The sequence below is a fragment of the Acidobacteriota bacterium genome (assembly GCA_040752675.1).
In the GTDB taxonomy this organism is placed as follows: domain Bacteria; phylum Acidobacteriota; class Polarisedimenticolia; order JBFMGF01; family JBFMGF01; genus JBFMGF01.
The window spans coordinates 37,998-55,106 of sequence record JBFMGF010000054.1 but is presented as its reverse complement, the minus strand read 5'-3'; the positions used below and the strand labels follow the sequence as shown (position 1 = coordinate 55,106).

The window sequence follows — 17,109 nt, the reverse complement described above, 5'->3', positions numbered from 1 at the left end:
AGAGATTCATCCTGTAAGAAGAAGTTCAAAGGGACAAAAAAAGGGGCACCTGAGTGCCCCTTTTTAATAGCCTCTAATCCGCAACTACCAGGACCACCTTGCACTGAGCCTTACCGTCCTTGGTGACTGATATTCTATAGGTACCAGATAATCCGGGTCGGTCAGACCGGCCTGATATTCCACGTTATCGTTGAAGCCTGTTACGGCCTGTGAATTGAAGAGGTTGAAGACGTCGAGCATGACATTCAGGTCAGTCTTTCCGATCTTGAACGGGTAGGCGAGATGGAGACCGAACGTGGCAGTATCTGGCGTCCTTCCGAGATAACCTCTCGACACTTCCTTGTAATCCTTCAGGAAGACCCAGGAGGAGTAAGCATCAGGATCATTGAAGTAGTCGTAGAGATTATCGGTTTCTCTTAGTCTCAAATCATCAACAGTGCCATCTGCGTCGGCGTCTATCAATACCCAGTAATTGTAGATCGGATCGGCACCGGGGATCTCCCCGGAGTTCTGATAGTTCGGATGCGCGAGGAACGGAGTTCTTGGCGTACCGGATTGCCAGTTGAAATTGACACCTATGGACAGGCCGATCGGAAGCTTATAAGAAGTGTAGATGTTCAAGGTGTGCGGCCTGTCGGTGTTGAGGTATCCAGGATTGAACTGACCCCTCATCATGTAAGAGTTGGGGAAGTCGAAGAGCGATGTGATGTTGGGGTCGCTCTGGCCATTGTCGTTCCTGAACAGCCCCTCATAGTTACCGATCAGTTTGGCATACCGGTAAAAGGCATAGAGCATCCAGTTATCGGAGAACCTCTTGTTGAGGATGAGCTCGAGAGCTTTATACTCCCTCTCAGGATCGAAGACTGCTGCTGCTGGAGTGTTTTTCCCTGGATTGGCGAGAACATACTCTCCGAATGGAGCGGCAGGGAACGTTGTGCTTTCAGGGCTTGAGAGAGAACCTCCAAATGGGTCGTATGGATATCCATAAGAATATCCATAGTACCAGTTCTGGATCGATTCCAGTGGCGTGTACTGGACATCCTCGAGGACGCGGCCCTGCTTCCTGAATATGGCTCTCGCTTCCACGGCCAGATCTGGAGTAAGCTGCTTGGCATAGCCGACGAGGACTTCATCGACATACGGGAGCTTCGTCCCATCCTCGATCCTGGTCTTTTCTAATCCCTGGAAGTAGATCGTTCTACTCCTTCTGGTTGTCAATGCCTTATCAGTGAACTCCATTCTGCTGATGCCGACTTCATTGCTCAGAGAGCGGACAGCCAGGTCATTCGGGATCCTTTCATAGTATCTGGCCATATTCGCGTAAATCTTATCCTTGCCATTGGCAAAGAGGTCCCAGGTGAATCCTGCTCTTGGCGCAAATGCCCAATCGAACTTATAGCTCGATGGCTCATAAGTCTTTGGTATCGGGCGGAGAGTGTGGACGACCGGATCCTGTGAAAATGGAAGGGTGTAGGTACCGGCACCGGTGATCTCCTGCTGGGTCGCTCTCAAACCGAGTTTGAGGTTGAAGTGGGCGCCAAGCGCTAAGGTGCTCTGAACGAATGCGTTCCACTCTTTTGTCGTTGTGGCCGGTGGTTCCGGGTGCAGACGGCATCGGGTGATCCTGTAATAAGGCGATGCCCAGCTCCCCCTGATATCCACGTAGGCGCCCGTTGTCGATTGAACGATCATATCCGTCAAATCATCGGTGTAAGACCCATCCCCGTCAACATCCATCGGGAGCGGAAGGTTGAGATTCGGACCGGAGTAGTCAGGCTGATCGGTGTAGCTGATGTCATCGTAAGTTACTCCGTATTTCAGCTCGGCGATACCCAGAATATTCGTGAACTTGAGGGCGTACTGTGTGCTTTCGTCCGTATCGTTGGAGATGAACCCGACTCCGCCTTCATAAGTCCTTATTGGAACCGAGGTGGAACCAAAGAACCAGTCGAAGAACCCTCTCTGGTCTCTGTATCTCCACAGACCAGTCGTATCCGTTTCCTCAAATTTAGCGCTGCGATCCGCTATCATGAATTCCATGAAGAAGTTGGAATAGAATATGGCGTCATATTTGATAGAGAAATTGTTTCCGCCATATTTCGTCTCGCTCTGGCCGCCGCCGATTGTAGCGTAGTCTGAATAGAGCAACGAAAGTGAACGCTGAGGTCCTTCTTTTCCCTTTGACGGATCGCCGAACGCCGTGAACTCCAGCCTGTGGTTTGGAACCACATACCATGTCAGCTTCCCGGCATAGTTGTAGTTCCATCTCTCTCTTTCCTGAAGCCCCTTATCCCACATCGGATAGACATGGGTTCCTGCGGCATATGGACGACCAGATACATCTTCTGGCCATACGGTGTCAGGAGCGATGAAGGAATCTGTCGTCACGATGGGGTTGATGGCGGCAAACCAGAAGAGCTTGTCTTGAATGAAGCGGCCGCCTGCCGAGAAGCCCAGGTCGCTGTTATCGCGTTCTCTGAGGTTCACGGATCCGGAGGCAGTCCTCACCCACTCTCTGGACCCTTCAAGGCCGCTCGGAGTAGCGTAATATCCGATATTCCCGTGGAACTCATTGCCACCCGTCTTGACGATCGTGTTGATGACACCACCGGTTGCCTGTCCATACTCGGCCTCGAAACCGCCCGTTTTTACCTGGACCTGCTCCAGGAACTCGGATGTGACTCCCGTTCCGAGTGAACCATATACGATGTTGTAGGCGCCTATCCCACCGTAGCCGGTATGGGTGACATTGACGCCATCAATCAGGTAGCTGTTCTCGAGACCGGATGATCCGGAGATGGAATAGTTGCCAGCACCTGTACCACCGCCGCTCACAACGCCTGGAGAGAGCGTGAAGAGTCCCATATAACTTCGAGGAACAGGGACATAATCCACGAACTCAGCCAGGTTGATCGTGGCACCTGTCGATGTCTGTTTGAGGTCAACCATGGGAGCCTGAGCGGTTACCGTGATGGTCTCCACCTTACCAGCAGGAAGAGCGAAAGGCACCTGTGTTCTCGTGTTAATCGAAACCAGGATGTCGCTCTGAACCATCGTGGCATATCCGGAAGCCTCGGCCTTTACATCATACTTCCCACCTTTGACGAAGGGAATGATGTAATACCCCTTTGCATCGGTAGTCGTCGTAAGGACTCCGCGGGGCCCGGCAACCGTGATAACGGCGTTGGCTATGGGATTCCCCTTTTCATCCGTAACCTTTCCTTCAAGGATTCCAGTCGTCGTTTCCTGTGCCAGGGTTACAGATGCCATTCCCATGGCAAGCAGTGCCAGTGAGAATAAGATCAGTAATCTGTTTTGCATCTAAAACCTCCTCTTTTAAAAGATTAATACTTCCCTAAAGAGCCTTCCGTTTCTCTAAATATCACCCCCTTTCTTTCCAGGAGCTATCTAAAAGCCAATCAATAGCCGTTCTAGTTTGATTCCAGATTTTTAATGATCTGCTCTATGTCATCCCTGTCGGGTGCATCCAAGGCAAGTTCGAGATATTTTTTGAGATGAAGGATTGCCTTTTCGTTCTCACCCATATTGAGCATTGAAGAAGCCAGAAGCTTATAGGCAAGAGCATAATCTGGCTTGATATCGATGACCTTCTGAAATTCCTCCGCAGCTTTTGGATAATTCTTTCTGTTGTAGTAGCTTACGCCGAGGTTGAAATAAATGTCAGGGTTTTGGCTTCCGATCTCTTGGATCTTGCTAACGACCTCTTCGGCTTTCTCCGGCTTGTTGAGCAAGGTATAGATGGTGGCCAGCTCGCTATAAGCGCTTATCTCCTTGGGATTGATTTCGATAGCCTTTTCGAACGCTCCTGCTGCTTTTTCCAGGTCTTTGAGATCTCTGTAGATGATCCCGAGATTGAGATAAGTGGGCGCTTTGACGGCAGGATTATCGGTGGAAATCTGGAGCTCCTTGTTGAATTCCTCGATGCTTTCGTTCATCTTCCCGCTGTTGTAATAGATCTGTCCCAGGCTGAAGTGAGCACCTTCCTGATCGGGATTAAGCGCCAGCGACCTCTTGAGACAGGTCGTGGCTTTTTCGTTGTCTTTGAGATAGAGGTAAGCGCTACCCTGAAGATAATGAGCGGTAGAGTTGTCAGGATCGGTCGAGAGAATCTCTTTCGTGATGTTCAGGACCTCTTCGAATCGTCCCTCATTCAGAAGGCTGCGGGCCTGCGAGATCTTCGTATTCGCCAGTTCCTGGATGACTTCTGCCCTTGGCCGCATGGTCAGGTTGAGTGTGATGAGGACGTCGGACTCGACCCCGATCGGAGGAGGAGGAGTTTTTTCAGGAGAGATCATTCCTTTGGCTTTTTCCTTGACCTTCTTCTCGTCATCCATGATGACGATCTCTGCTTCCGAGAGGACGTACTCTTCTTTTTCTGCCGTGAAGCCATAATTATCCGGCTTTACCATCCCGAAGAAATAGGTGCCGTTCTTTTTCGACTTTACTTTTAAGGTTGGCAGATTGTGTTGCTCGGGCTGCAAAGTGATTTCCACTCCTGCCAGACCGTTTCCGTTCTCATCAACCACTTTTCCCTGGATCTTTGCATCGGCCGCTGTTGCCGGGAAAGAGATAGTCACGAGAGACATTGCCAGAAGAAAGATAAAACAGATCGAAAGGGAATCCATGCTTGTTTTTTTAAGAAATAATTTAAACACAATGCCTCCTTGAGAGGCTAGCAATTTCAATACCATATTTTTTCATAAAAATACTTTGTAAAATCAAATGGTTACACGCTCTTCTCCTTTGGGACTTTCCATTAATTCATAATATTGGTTTGGCATTCAAAAAAGTGGATTGATCAATCGATACTGCGCTCAATCATAAAGCGGACTTCTATCGGTTTTTCAAGACTTTTTGATTGATAACGAAGAGTCAATATTCTGCCCAGAAACTTTTCGGGTCTCTTGAAGTAGAGCAGGTCTTTGACCCATTCGAATTTTCTAAGTGTGATTTTATCTATGGAAACACCTTCGGTCGTGGCAGGATATAGGTTCAGGTAAGCACGGTAATAAAGGTCAAAGACCATGCCTTCAGGGAAAAATATTCCATCCAGCCGTGCCTTATCGCTCTCAAGCTGCCTGTACTTCTCTTTGATCTCGGACAGGGGGACGACTGGATGGTTCTTTCCTCTTTCATCGATAAGCGTGAAATTTTCGGCATTAACCGGCAAGCCTGCGTCGCCGGAATTCCCCAGCGCAAACAGGATGGGAAAATAATCATCTCCGGCATGAAACCTTGCCAGCTCAATATTGATCAGCAGGATGGTGGTTTCCGTCTGCTCTTTGAAAGTGAAGCGGCTGTACTTGGGGCTTAATTTCTCCTTCCTGGCCGCAAAAACAAAAGCGACAAGTGAAAGAATCATTAGAAACAACACTGCGATCCTTATCGATCTTTTTTTCATGATCCTTGAACCTCACGTAAAGTCATTTTAGTAGCTCACCGAGCCTCTTCCGGATGGCCGCGGCGTTGGGTGCATCTGGATTCAATTCAAGATACTTGCTGAAGTTTGCGGCAGCTTCCTGTTTTTTGCCGAGCTTTTCCTGAACGTGCCCGACTTTTTCGTAAAGATTGACGATCTCCGGGTCCATGGAGATGGCTTCCAGGAATAACTTCTCCGACTTTTCCCATTCCCCTTTGTTTGCATAGTAAGAGGCTACTTTGATGATCATGTTGACATCCTTAGTTCCGACTTTTGCCGATCTTTCAATGAACTCAAGAGATCTGTCTGGATCGTTTGCCTTCAGGTAGAGATCCGCGAGTTCGCTGTAGACCGTAAGATTCTGCTTGTTGATCTTTAAGACGTTTTCGAAAGCTTCTATTGCCTCTTTGGCATTTCCTCTATCCCTGTTGATGATGCCCATGTTTATGTAGCATCTCTCGAGCGTGCCCTGATCTTTCGAGATGCCAGCCTCTTTTTTGAATTCTTCCAGGGCCTTATCGTTTTCCTTCATCTGGCTGTAGGCGAGACCCATGGTGTAGTGGACCCCTTCTTTATCCGGCTTCAGCTCGATGGCTCTCGTGAGGGGATCCATCGCCTGAGCCGGCTCTTTCATCGCGACATGGGAATAGCCGAGATAATAGAATGCATCCACATTTTCAGGATCGACGATCGTGATTCTTTCAAGCAGGGAGATTGCCTCGTTGAGCTTCTGGCTGTTGATCAGGTTGATAGAATTACTGAGCTGCCTGGATATCTCGCTCATCACCGCTGGTTCTTTCTCGGAAAGGACAAGGATAACTCTGGCCTCACATCCCTCTTTGATTTCAAAGGAGGGGAGGTCCTCTTCCAGGGAGATCTGTTTGTTGATTTTAGAGATCTCATCCCCCGCCGAATTCTTCAAGACCATGTTGGTGGAGGAAAAGATAAAACCGCTCTTTGATGGGATGATGTGGTAGGTGCCATCTTCCACGTTCTCGAAATGATACTTGCCTCTGAGATCCGTTTTTGTTTCGAGAACTATCTTACCGTCGATTGACTCGAGAGCGACATTGACGTCAGACAGGGCATAAGCCTTCGAGTCGCGGGTGGCTCCGTTTATCTGAGAGGCGGAGAAAAAAGAATGCGGGAAGAATAAGAGCAACAAGAAAGAAGAGAAGAAAGCTGGCAAGAAAAAAGATGAGACATATTTTTTTATTTGCATGGAATGCATCCTCCATATCATCGAATGATATTGCTAATAATAGCATAAGAGTTGCCAGCGAGCACAAAGATTTGTCTGAAGAACTCGAAGAGTCTTGAATCCTGAAATTATGGATGACTGATTCCCTGCTGTAGATAAACAAAAAATTGGATAAGAACCATAAAAATGGATATTTCGCAGAATCAGGATAAATTTCCACAGCCTAACATATTGAAAATATAAAGCAATATTAATAAGAAGCCATGGTACGGATATTGCTCAAGCATCAAAAGAGCCTATGTGTTTGCATTTGGGAAAAATCAACATTAATCTGCGAGGGGGTGATGCAAGAGAAAAGAATCTAAGGAAGCAGGCAACTTGGATCTTCATTAACTCTTTTTGAAAATTTCTTTAGGAGAAGAATGAGATGAGAAAAAACATTCTATTCATTCCGCTTTTAATTTTCCTGGCCGGAACATTTGCCTTTGCCGAGCAGAAAGAAATGAGCTTTGATGTGAGTCCCTTCTGGGGCTGGGAGAAGTGGGATTCCAAATTCAGCACCAATGAGGATATGATCGGGGGGCTGAGATTTGCTTGGAACATCACAAAGAACATCGGATTGGAAGCTCATTACGATCTTGCAGAAAGCAACATGTATCCTGTCAACTATAGCGTCGGGGGAGATAAGTACAAAGAGGAAATCGATTACACCCTAGCGACCTATGGAGTGAACTTTCTCTGGAATTTTGAAACAGAAATCGAGAAATGGGTTCCCTATGTCACTGTTGGAGTCGGCATGGCAAACGTCGAGGGTGATTGGAGCCTCTCGATAAATGGCACGAAAAGTGATGCATTATCCGATGACGATTCGGGCTTCATGTACGATTATGGAGTTGGTGTGAAGAAGTTCTTCAACGACTGGATTGCTTTTCGGTTCGATCTGAGAGGGTTGACCTACAAGGTATGGGATAGTGCTGATGCCGTTCTATATCAGTGGGATGGAAACACGAGGAACCTCCAGGCCTCCATTGGAGTGACCATCCAGTTCGGTGTAAAGTAAACATGTTCAATGAAAAAGAAATGAAAAAGAAAGGTAGTTTTCAAATGATTTATGAAAGGAGGTGGGCAGGGAGAAGAAAAATCTATAGGATGAACCTGTTTAGTATTATAAATGGGAGGAAAAAGTAATGAAAAAATTTCTAATAACAATAGTTTCAATTTTCCTGTTATCATTTGCCTTTGTCCCGGCAGATGAGACGACAGGAAAACTGACGGTCACGGTTACGGATGAGGCCAATGCGGCGCTTCCGGGTGCAACCGTATCGGTTACGAGTAGCAAGTTGCCAACAGGGCGAGCAATCATCACGGATGCTGATGGAGTGGCACGCTTCATTCTGCTTCCACCCGATGACTACGATATCAAAGTCCAGATACCCGGTTACTTCGTAATTGAAAAGCAGAAGGTTGGAGTCCGCCTGGGTGGCAACACGACCATAACCGTTGTGCTTCCCAAGGGTGTCCAGGAGCAGGTCACTGTCTATGGCGATAGACCGCTCATTGACGTGAAGGATGCCACGATCGCGGAGAATGTTGATTACAGTTTCATGGACAACTTGCCAAATGCCAGGACGTTCCAGGAGGTCATGAACCTGTTGCCAGGTGTAGTTGCCGGGAATAACCCGAATGTTAAAGGGCAATCCGCTTATGACAACCTCTACCTCATCGATGGTACCGACACAACGGATCCCAGGACGCAGACATGGGGTTCCATGATCAACTTCGACCTCATCGACCAGTGGGAAGTCCAGACCGGCGCTTTCAAAGCGGAATATGGAAGAGCAACAGGTGCCGTTGCCAACCTGATCACGAAGTCGGGAACCAACGAATTCGAGGGAACGCTGAGAGTTGAAATGCAGGACACAGATTGGAACTCCAATGGAGATCCGGGTAAGCCGGCTGGAGTCCGTAGCACAGAAACAAGGCCAGCTTTGACTTTCGGCGGGCCCATCTGGAAAGACCGCCTCTGGTTCTACCTGGGCTATGAGAAGAGGGACAGGTACCAGGATTACCAGAGACTGGACTGGCTGGGGAATGCCACAGAGTCCAAAAGCAATTACAACGGAAGGTATCTCTTTGGAAAGCTGACATGGCAGATCAATGAGACGAACAGAATCGATTGGTCCTACCAGGAAGATCCGATCGACATCCCGAACGCTTTCTCGAGATACTACTATTCTTACGTATCACCTCAAGCAGATCAAACTCAGATCCAGGGCGGTTACTTCTGGAACCTGAGATGGCATAGCATTTTCTCCAAGAAATTCTCTCTGGAAGCCTTCTATTCCAGGTACAGAGGGAACATAGATTTCGTTCCTCAGACAACGACCAGAAGCGATGGCTCCCCGATGCCCACATTTGTCCATAACGGGCTCTACTACTATGGCGGAAACTTCGAAACCTATATGTCCGATAGGAACAGAGACGATCTGAGAGTCGCCCTTAACTATATCGAGGACACCAATCTCGGCACGCACAACTTCAAGTTCGGAGTTGAATCCGTCCAGCTCGAAAACAAAGTCTTGGATAACTATTACGGGATCGGTACGGGCGTTTCTTACTTCACCTATGGTGCCGCACCTCTGGATGTCGATGCACCAGACTTCGAATTGGGCGATATGGCGCTCGTGCTGACCAATCAGCCTGGGCAACTGGTGACCAAGCCAAAATATTATGCTTTCTACATCCAGGATGATTGGGAGCTGGCGCCCAATATCACGCTGAACCTTGGCTTGAGATTCGATCAGCAAAAACTGGAAAACAATCTTGGTGATACGGTCGTGGACTTCGGCTTTGCAGATCAGATTGCTCCAAGAATCGGATTTTCATGGGATCTCAAAGGCAATAAGATTCATGCATCAGCCTCGCGGTATTACGATCTGATATCCGATTATGTGGCTGCGGATCTGAATGTAGTCGATCCCGTAACTCATACCTGGTATTACTATGTTGGCTATCCTGACTACTGGTATCCGATTTATTATTATACAACAGGAGCCAACCATACCGTCAGCCCCGACCTGAAGCCGACTTACACGGATGAGTTCACCGCAGGATACGACTGGAAGATAACAGATAACCAGGTTCTGAGGACCAATCTCATCTGGGCCTATCAGAAGAGAGGGATTGAAGATCTTGATAACGTGGAATTCGATGTTGATGGCGATGGAGTGGCAGACAATCTCATCAATGATGGGAACTACCATATCGACAATGTTCCAGGAAAGATGAGGGAATACAAGGCGATCATGCTCTCGTATATGAAGACCAAGGGAACCTCGAACTGGGACATCGCAGCCAACTACACCTATTCTAAGACGGAAGGATGGATCTCCAATTCGCAGCTCGATTCCTATGGTGATACCTCTCTATCCGTTCATAACAGGTATGGAAAAATGCCTTATGATCTGACCCATCAGCTCAAACTTGCTGGCAGTCTGTATCTCCCCTGGGATATCAGAGTCGGGGGTATCTTCCAGTATCAGTCAGGTGTTCCATGGACGCCCGTCATCTATGTCAGAAACTTAGGACCTGCTGGTTTGAGAGGGTCGGTCTATTACAATGAGCCGAGAGGGAGCAGAGAGCTGCCGCGGAATTTCACTCTCGATCTTGAGCTGTCCAAGATTTTCAAACTTGGCGCCAAGACGGAAGTTGAGTTCTACCTCGATATTCTCAATGTTCTCGACAAGCAGAAACCGATATCTGTTTACTCAAGGTACAATGCGACCTCGTACAATGCTTACGGCGGAAATCCAACGGAGATCACCTACACGGGCTCTGTCCACTCTTCATTCGGCAGATACACCGTTTATCAGACTCCAAGACAACTCAGGCTTGGAATGCTGCTCAAGTTCTAATTCCAGATATCAGTTCACAGCACGAACGGGGGCGTTCTCACGCCCCCTTTTTTATTTCTGCCCGACATGCAATTTTCTCCTTACGCTTGATCATCTTTGAATGTGCGGGATATGGTAATATAATGAAGGGTAAATGAACGGTGAGCGAGAAAAATAATAAGCATCCATCAAATCATCATTTGTAGAAAATAATTCATCATTATCACCAGCAATGCTTCATCCTGGCAAAACGAAACTTCTGGCTATTTTAATTCCTTTACTGGTTCTCGCCGCACTTTTTTTTATCTCAGGAATCGGATTCAACGGAAAAGATGCAGTTTCCATAATCCGGGACTCATCTGGAAAGTGGATTTCATTGAAGGATTCGAGAATCTTCTGGCGGATTCCTTTCCTGACATCCAGCGAGAGGATAAATCTCAATCAGTATGCCGAGGCGAAGCATATTGCCGTCACGTCGCGGGAAGGAGTTCGCGGGGCCGTAGATGTCAGGACATCGGCCGCTTTAAGATCAGGGTTTATTGAGGGGTTTCTATCGCGTCAGCCTGGACCCGGAGCTTCCGGACAGGAGATGATCATTCAGGCCATATCTGCTGCCGTCCGTGATTCGTTTCTGGAATGTCCTGTCGTCGATTATCTGTCCTCAGGAAGTGAGCAGGATTTTCAGAAATTGCTCTATCCTGCACTGTTCAAGATCCTGGATGCACAGGGGATCTCGATAAAAAGCATCTCCCTCTCAAACGTCGATTTCTCCGCTGATCGGAAGAGGATAGAAGAGATCTCGAGACTTAAGAAGCTCATCAAGAAGAAAAAGGTTCTCTTGATCGGGATCGATGGAGCCGATTTCGATATCATGAATTCCCTCATCGGAATGGGAAAGCTTAAAAACATTTCGATTCTTGCAAGTAGTGCCGCTTTTGGCGAGATCGAGACCATCAAACCGATAATCTCCCCCATCATCTGGACGTCGATAGCGACAGGAATGCCTCCCCTCAGACATGGCATACTCGATTTTCTCTCCCTCGACCCTGAATCGGGCAAGAAAGTCCCCGTGCACAGCTCCAACAGGAAAGCACCGGCACTGTGGACGATCTTCAATGCTCTCGGCTTGAAATCAGGCGTCGTGGGGTGGTGGGTGACGACCCCTGCCGAGAGGATCGATGGATACATGGTCTCCGATAGTCTGGTCTCGGCGCTGTTTGGCTCAGCGGGCAGAGAAGCCAGCGGCACGGTCATTCCGCAAGATGAAGAATCTGCTGTAAAGGGCATGCTTCGAGACTTTCGTTCCGTGACTTATGATGAAGTTAAGAGATTTATTCATATTACTGAAGAAGACTATATCAAGGTGATGTCCGGACCCGGAGAAGGAAAATTCAGGGTCCCGGTTAAGGGATTGGCCAGCATCATCGCATCCACCAATTCCATTCACAGGATCAATCTATACCTTTACGATAAATACAGACCGGACTTCAATGCGGTTTACTACGAGGGTGTGGACCTTGTCTCTCACCTCTTCATGGCATATGCTCCTCCCAGAAGAGATCATATTCAAAAGGATGATTTCGAGAGATACCGCGATGCCGTGGAAAGATTTTACGAGTATATGGATCTGCTGATCGGCGACTACATAAAGAGAATGGATTCGGAGACTTTCATGATCATCGTCTCCGATCATGGTTTCAAGAAAGGCGACGACAGACCTTACGAGATATCATCCGTTTACACGGATACGGCCTCGTTCTGGCATAGCGATAAAGCCATGATGCTCATTTCCGGAGGAGAAGAAGGGACATCGGGCAGAGAGGCAATTGGAGGAACGAATAAAAAGCATGGAGCTTTGTTGGGATCCGTCTATGATGTTGCGCCGACCATCCTGTCTATATTTGGACTTCCAGAAGGATCGGGGATGGGAGTCTCACTGGTAAGACATGAGAGAGGAGAAGCAGTTGTTGACTACGACGATCTTGTGCAGCCTCTCGTGGAACCAGCATCGCAGGAGAAGGTAGATGAAGAGTTCATCGCCTCCCTGAAGGCCCTCGGGTACATATCGGATGGTGCCTCCTCCAGGAAGGGAATGGCTCCTCAACCCACGCATGCCAGTCGCTCAGAAAGCGATGCCGGGGATACAAGAACGGCCGCTTATTACAATAATCAAGGAATCGTCCTGAAAAATGAGGGGAAGATCGAAGATGCCATCAAATCTTTTCATAAAGCCCTTGAAATCGACCCCCGATCCCATACGGCTCTGTACAATCTGAGCAGCCTTCACTTTTCAAAGAAGGAGTACGATAAGGCAGAAGAGTATTTCTTTCAGGCTGCCGCCATCATGTCTGCCCAGGAAAGAGAGATGGAGATAGTTAGATTCGCCGTCGTTCTGGAGGAGAAGGGGCAACGCGAGAGAAGCAAGAATGTCCTGAAGAAGGGTATGGAGGGAATGCCCGATTCCTATCTGCTGAACGTAAACCTCGGCACTGTTCTTGCCAGAGAGGGTCGGTATCAAGAAGCAAGCATATCTTTCTCAAGAGCTCTGTCTCTCAAGCCGGAATCGACGATCGCCTTGAACAATCTGGCCCTCTGTGAATATAATCTTGGAAACGTCCAGAAGGCGATCGAATTCTGGGAGAGATCCTTGCGGATTGACCCTCAGCAGCAAGAGATCAGAAGGAATTTGAAAGGAATAAAAAATGATGAAACGATCGATTAGAAGGGGAACCTTTAGCAGGATTTTCGTCCTCGTGTTCCTCATGAGCTTTCTATCAGTCTATTATCTCTATTGCGGATCGGTAACGGGAACATTGAAGGGAATAGTGAAAGATGAAGAGGGGCATCCCCTCGAAAATGCCACAATCACGATGCAGTCAAAGGTGAAGAGCATCGTCAAGCTGACGAGAATCACCGACGAGAAAGGGTTTTATTCTTTTATAGGTCTTCCGCCGGATCTCTTCACGTTCAGCATAGAAAAGCAGGACTACGTCAAGACCCAGGGTGAGATCAAGATCAGGGCAGGGTTCAGTTTGACGCAGAATTTCACTCTTCAGAGCGCCGAATCCTGGGCTCGAAAGATGGAAGGTGGGGAAAAGCATGTCGTCAATTTCAATAGAGCCAATGATCTCTTCAAGAAAAGAAAATATGCTGAGGCTCTTCCACTCCTTAACGAGGCCATCTCCGAAAAGAGCGATATGTGGCAGGCCCATTTCCTGAGCGCCCTGATCAAGTATAATATGAAGGACTACCCGGGCGCATGCGAGGGCTTTGAAACCGTTCTTTCCCTTCAGCCTGGGCACGAAGGTTCCCTCTACTACATAGGAATGACCGCTTTCAAGGCCGGAGAGAAGAAAAAGGCTCTGGATTATTTTAAGAGATATCTTTCCATCAGGAGCGATTCTTTTGAGATTGCGAATAGGTTGAGTGTCATCTATTACAACGACAGCAACTACACCGAGGCTATTAACTATTCCAGAAAAGCCATTGAGATCAATCCGGGATACGGTGAAAGCTACAGGATCCTCGGGCTCTCCCTGGTGCAGACCGGAGACATTCCTGCTGCAATCGAGGCGTTGAAGAAGTATGTGGAACTGACTCCTGAAGGTGGCGAAGACGTTGAAATGGCAAAGCAACTGGTAGAAGCCTTCGGCTCCGTGAAATGATCCGCTTGTTTGTGTATATGTATCTGAACGACTTTTTGGTCTGATTGCCTGTATGTCCATAAAAAAGAAATTCCTTATCTTCGGCGCAATCGCCGTCGTGCTACTCTTTGCGATAATCGATTCCATCTTCTTCATCCCATCCGGGCAAACAGGTAATGTCTATTCAAGACTGACCCGGTCGCATCCTTCCTCGACCTACGGAGAAGGACTGCATTTCAAGATCCCCTTTTTTCATGGAGTAAGAAAAGTCCCGGCGGAGACCGTGGATACACAGGCAATCATAGAACATGGTTTAATCCCTCCCACAGCTCTCTCAGACCTGGAGATTTACAAGCAAGTGGAGGAGAAAAGAAAGGATACGAAACTGCGCCTTTTCCTCATTGGCTGGGATGCGGCGGACTGGTTCATCATCGATCCGATGCTGGAGAAGGGCAAGCTCCCCAATCTGAATGCTCTCATCAAGAACGGTTTCCGCGCGAATCTGAAATCTACGCAGCCGATGCTTTCTCCGCTTCTCTGGACGACGATAGCCACGGGAAAGATGCCCGACAAGCATGGCATAAACGACTTTCTCGTCATCGACACCGCATCTGGCCGGAAGGTCCCAATATCGAGCGCTTTCAGAAAATCGAAAGCGCTCTGGAACATCTTCTCGGATTTCAATCTAAGGAACGCCTTTGTGGCCTGGTGGGCCACCTGGCCTGCGGAGATCATTGATGGTTACATGGTCACGGAGAGGCTCTCCTACTCCCTTTTTAACATTAAGAAAGAGGAGCTTTCAAGGCCGGGGCTTGTCTATCCCCCGAGTTATCTCGGTGAGATCAAGGGATTTCTCATCGGCGAGGGCGATGTCACATTCCACGATATCGGAAGATTCCTCCACATGGACGAGGGCGAATTTCAGAGCATCATGAGCTCTTCAGGTACTGACGAGCAGGCGGAGTTCAAGACGCAGCTACAGCACCTCACCAAGATCTATTCCAAGACTATGAACTATCACAGGATCGCTCTCGACCTTCTGGAGCGCGAGCCTTTCAAATTCTTCTCCGTGTACTACGAGGCGATCGATGAGGTGGGGCACAGGTTCCAGCATTACATGGAACCGAAGATGGAGATGGTCGCGCGAGAATCTTTCGAAAAGTTCAAGGATGTCGTTCCGGAATATTACAGGTTCCAGGATGAACTCCTCGGCGAGATTCTCACAAAGGCAGATAAAGATACGGTCATCATGATCCTCTCTGATCATGGCTTCAAGTCAGGAACGGGAAGGCCTAGAGATGAACCTCCCTTCGTGGAAGGCAAGCCGGGCCTATGGCACAGGATGTACGGCATTTTCGTCCTAAGCGGACCAAACGTGAGAAGAGGACAGGCCGACGTGGTCGATATATACGATGTCGCCCCTACGGTGCTTTACATTCTCGGGCTACCGCAGGCAGAAGACATGGAAGGAAGGATAGTCAAACAAGCTTTCGAGGATTCTTTCCTGGCCAGCCATGCGCCGGCAAGAGTGAAAACATACGAGAGCGCATCTTTCAAGCCTCAAGCGGTGGAAGGGGTCGATTCAGCGATGGGATCGGACGATGAATTCATTGCCAATCTGAAAGCGCTCGGATACATCGCCGCTGGCGATGTCGAAGAAGCTTCACAATCCAGGCCGCCAGGACAATCAACCGCATCAAGAAAGAGTTCAGGGGTAAAAGAGGAGGGATTTGAAAAGAGTGAGACCTATCATGTCAATCTTGCCGGCACCTATCTGAAAAATAAGGAATACCAGAAAGCGGAAGAAGAGATTCAGAAAGCCATCAAGAAGAATCCCAGATATACTCCTGCTTACACTCTTCTGGCGAACATATACAGGGAGTCGAAGAGAGAGGACGAAGCAATCAAGGTCTATGAAAAAATCTACAGCGACTCCAGGGGCGAGCGTGAAGGCATACTCATCACTTTGATGGATCTCTATTTGAAGAAGCGGAAAATGGATGAGGCGGCCGGTTTCGCATCGAGAGTGCGCGATGAGTTCGCAGAGAAGTCTGTCTCATTCACCTGCGAGGCGATGCTGGAAGAAGAGATGAATAGTATCCAGGAAGCTTCCGCTCTTTATCTCAGGGCGCTTTCCATCGACCCAACCTTTGTCGAAGCGATGGTGAGGCTTTACGGAATCCTTCACAAGCATGGCGACATCACGCAACTGGAGAGTCTGCTGCGAAAGGGACTATCAATGAATGAGAATCTAGGTCTCTATCACAACTGGCTGGGAGCCGTCCTCATAAAGAAACAGGCTTACAATGAAGCCTATCAGGAGCTGCTTCTAGCAAGAAAGATGGTTCCTGAAGCGGCGGCTCCTCTCGTCAATATGGGGATTCTCCATTCCAAGCGAGACCAGCCGGATGAAGCCATAAGGATTCTGAAAGAAGCCCTTTCCAAAGAGCCTGAGTATCCGGAGGCCTGGCTCGAGCTGGGAATCAATTATGGAAAGAAGAAGAAGTTCCAGGAAGCGTTCGATGCTTTTGAGAAATCGAGGAGGTTTGGAGGCAGTGAAGATCTCATAACATTCGCCGAGATCGTGACTCATGTGCAGAAGGGGGATTATAGGACAGCCATTTCCAGAGGGGAAGAATCATTGAAGCGAAATCCGAACCAGCCCAAGCTCCGGAGCTTCCTGAACGAGATAAAGGAATAAATGGCCTGTACGGCACGATAAGAACAGATTTACGCAATCGGTTTTAAAGTCCAGAAAAAAGACTCTTGAAAAATGGAAAAAAGTTGTTATATTTAGATATGGCAATCTTTTAAAAATTATAAGAATTTTTAAAAATACTTGACAAGAAGAAATCGTCTTTTTATAATGACAGTTTGCCAAAAAGGGATGTTCTTTGAAAACTAAATAGAGCGTGCCAGCCTTGTAAACAA

At 48.1% G+C, this 17,109-nt stretch carries 9 protein-coding genes; 5 read left to right on the top strand and 4 right to left on the bottom strand.

Going from position 1 to position 17,109, the window contains the following annotated elements; genetic code table 11:
- Window positions 1-84: 84 nt before the first annotated feature.
- The 4 genes from AB1756_05335 to AB1756_05320 all read right to left on the bottom strand — a co-directional run bounded on the left by AB1756_05335 (window position 85) and on the right by AB1756_05320 (window position 6,662).
- A complete protein-coding gene (locus AB1756_05335; protein ID MEW5806751.1) occupies window positions 85-3,321 on the bottom strand; it encodes a TonB-dependent receptor in 3,237 nt (1,078 codons plus the stop codon).
- A gap of 110 nt (window positions 3,322-3,431) precedes the next feature.
- A complete protein-coding gene (locus AB1756_05330; protein ID MEW5806750.1) occupies window positions 3,432-4,676 on the bottom strand; it encodes a tetratricopeptide repeat protein in 1,245 nt (414 codons plus the stop codon).
- A gap of 143 nt (window positions 4,677-4,819) precedes the next feature.
- A complete protein-coding gene (locus AB1756_05325; protein MEW5806749.1) occupies window positions 4,820-5,422 on the bottom strand; it encodes a hypothetical protein in 603 nt (200 codons plus the stop codon).
- A 22-nt stretch (window positions 5,423-5,444) separates the two neighbouring features.
- The gene (locus AB1756_05320; GenBank protein ID MEW5806748.1) at window positions 5,445-6,662 is read right to left on the bottom strand and encodes a tetratricopeptide repeat protein; all 1,218 of its coding nucleotides are present in this window, start codon (window positions 6,660-6,662) and stop codon (window positions 5,445-5,447) included.
- Window positions 6,663-7,068: 406 nt separating this feature from the next.
- Between AB1756_05320 and AB1756_05315 the strand changes: the two genes are divergently transcribed.
- The 5 genes from AB1756_05315 (at window position 7,069) to AB1756_05295 (ending at window position 16,879) form a co-directional block, all read left to right on the top strand.
- Window positions 7,069-7,701 (top strand): outer membrane beta-barrel domain-containing protein, encoded by a 633-nt coding sequence (locus AB1756_05315; GenBank protein ID MEW5806747.1) that lies wholly within the window; start codon window positions 7,069-7,071, stop codon window positions 7,699-7,701.
- Between the two features lie 127 nt (window positions 7,702-7,828).
- A complete protein-coding gene (locus AB1756_05310) occupies window positions 7,829-10,555 on the top strand; it encodes a TonB-dependent receptor (protein ID MEW5806746.1) in 2,727 nt (908 codons plus the stop codon).
- Window positions 10,556-10,910: 355 nt separating this feature from the next.
- Window positions 10,911-13,256 carry a tetratricopeptide repeat protein gene (locus AB1756_05305; GenBank protein MEW5806745.1) on the top strand — a complete coding sequence of 782 codons (2,346 nt, stop codon included), beginning with the start codon at window positions 10,911-10,913 and terminating at the stop codon, window positions 13,254-13,256.
- The gene (locus AB1756_05300) at window positions 13,237-14,199 is read left to right on the top strand and encodes a tetratricopeptide repeat protein (protein MEW5806744.1); all 963 of its coding nucleotides are present in this window, start codon (window positions 13,237-13,239) and stop codon (window positions 14,197-14,199) included. Before AB1756_05305 ends, AB1756_05300 begins: the two co-directional genes overlap by 20 nt.
- 52 nt (window positions 14,200-14,251) lie before the next feature.
- A complete protein-coding gene (locus AB1756_05295; GenBank protein MEW5806743.1) occupies window positions 14,252-16,879 on the top strand; it encodes an alkaline phosphatase family protein in 2,628 nt (875 codons plus the stop codon).
- Window positions 16,880-17,109 lie beyond the last annotated feature (230 nt).

Coding starts and splice junctions, on each gene's coding strand:
- AB1756_05335 (MEW5806751.1), bottom strand. CDS start 3,321: ATGCAAAACAGATTACTGATCTTATTCTCACTGGCACTGCTTGCCATG.
- AB1756_05295 (MEW5806743.1), top strand. CDS start 14,252: ATGTCCATAAAAAAGAAATTCCTTATCTTCGGCGCAATCGCCGTCGTG.
- AB1756_05325 (MEW5806749.1), bottom strand. CDS start 5,422: ATGAAAAAAAGATCGATAAGGATCGCAGTGTTGTTTCTAATGATTCTT.
- AB1756_05300 (MEW5806744.1), top strand. CDS start 13,237: ATGATGAAACGATCGATTAGAAGGGGAACCTTTAGCAGGATTTTCGTC.
- AB1756_05315 (MEW5806747.1), top strand. CDS start 7,069: ATGAGAAAAAACATTCTATTCATTCCGCTTTTAATTTTCCTGGCCGGA.
- AB1756_05310 (MEW5806746.1), top strand. CDS start 7,829: ATGAAAAAATTTCTAATAACAATAGTTTCAATTTTCCTGTTATCATTT.
- AB1756_05320 (MEW5806748.1), bottom strand. CDS start 6,662: ATGCAAATAAAAAAATATGTCTCATCTTTTTTCTTGCCAGCTTTCTTC.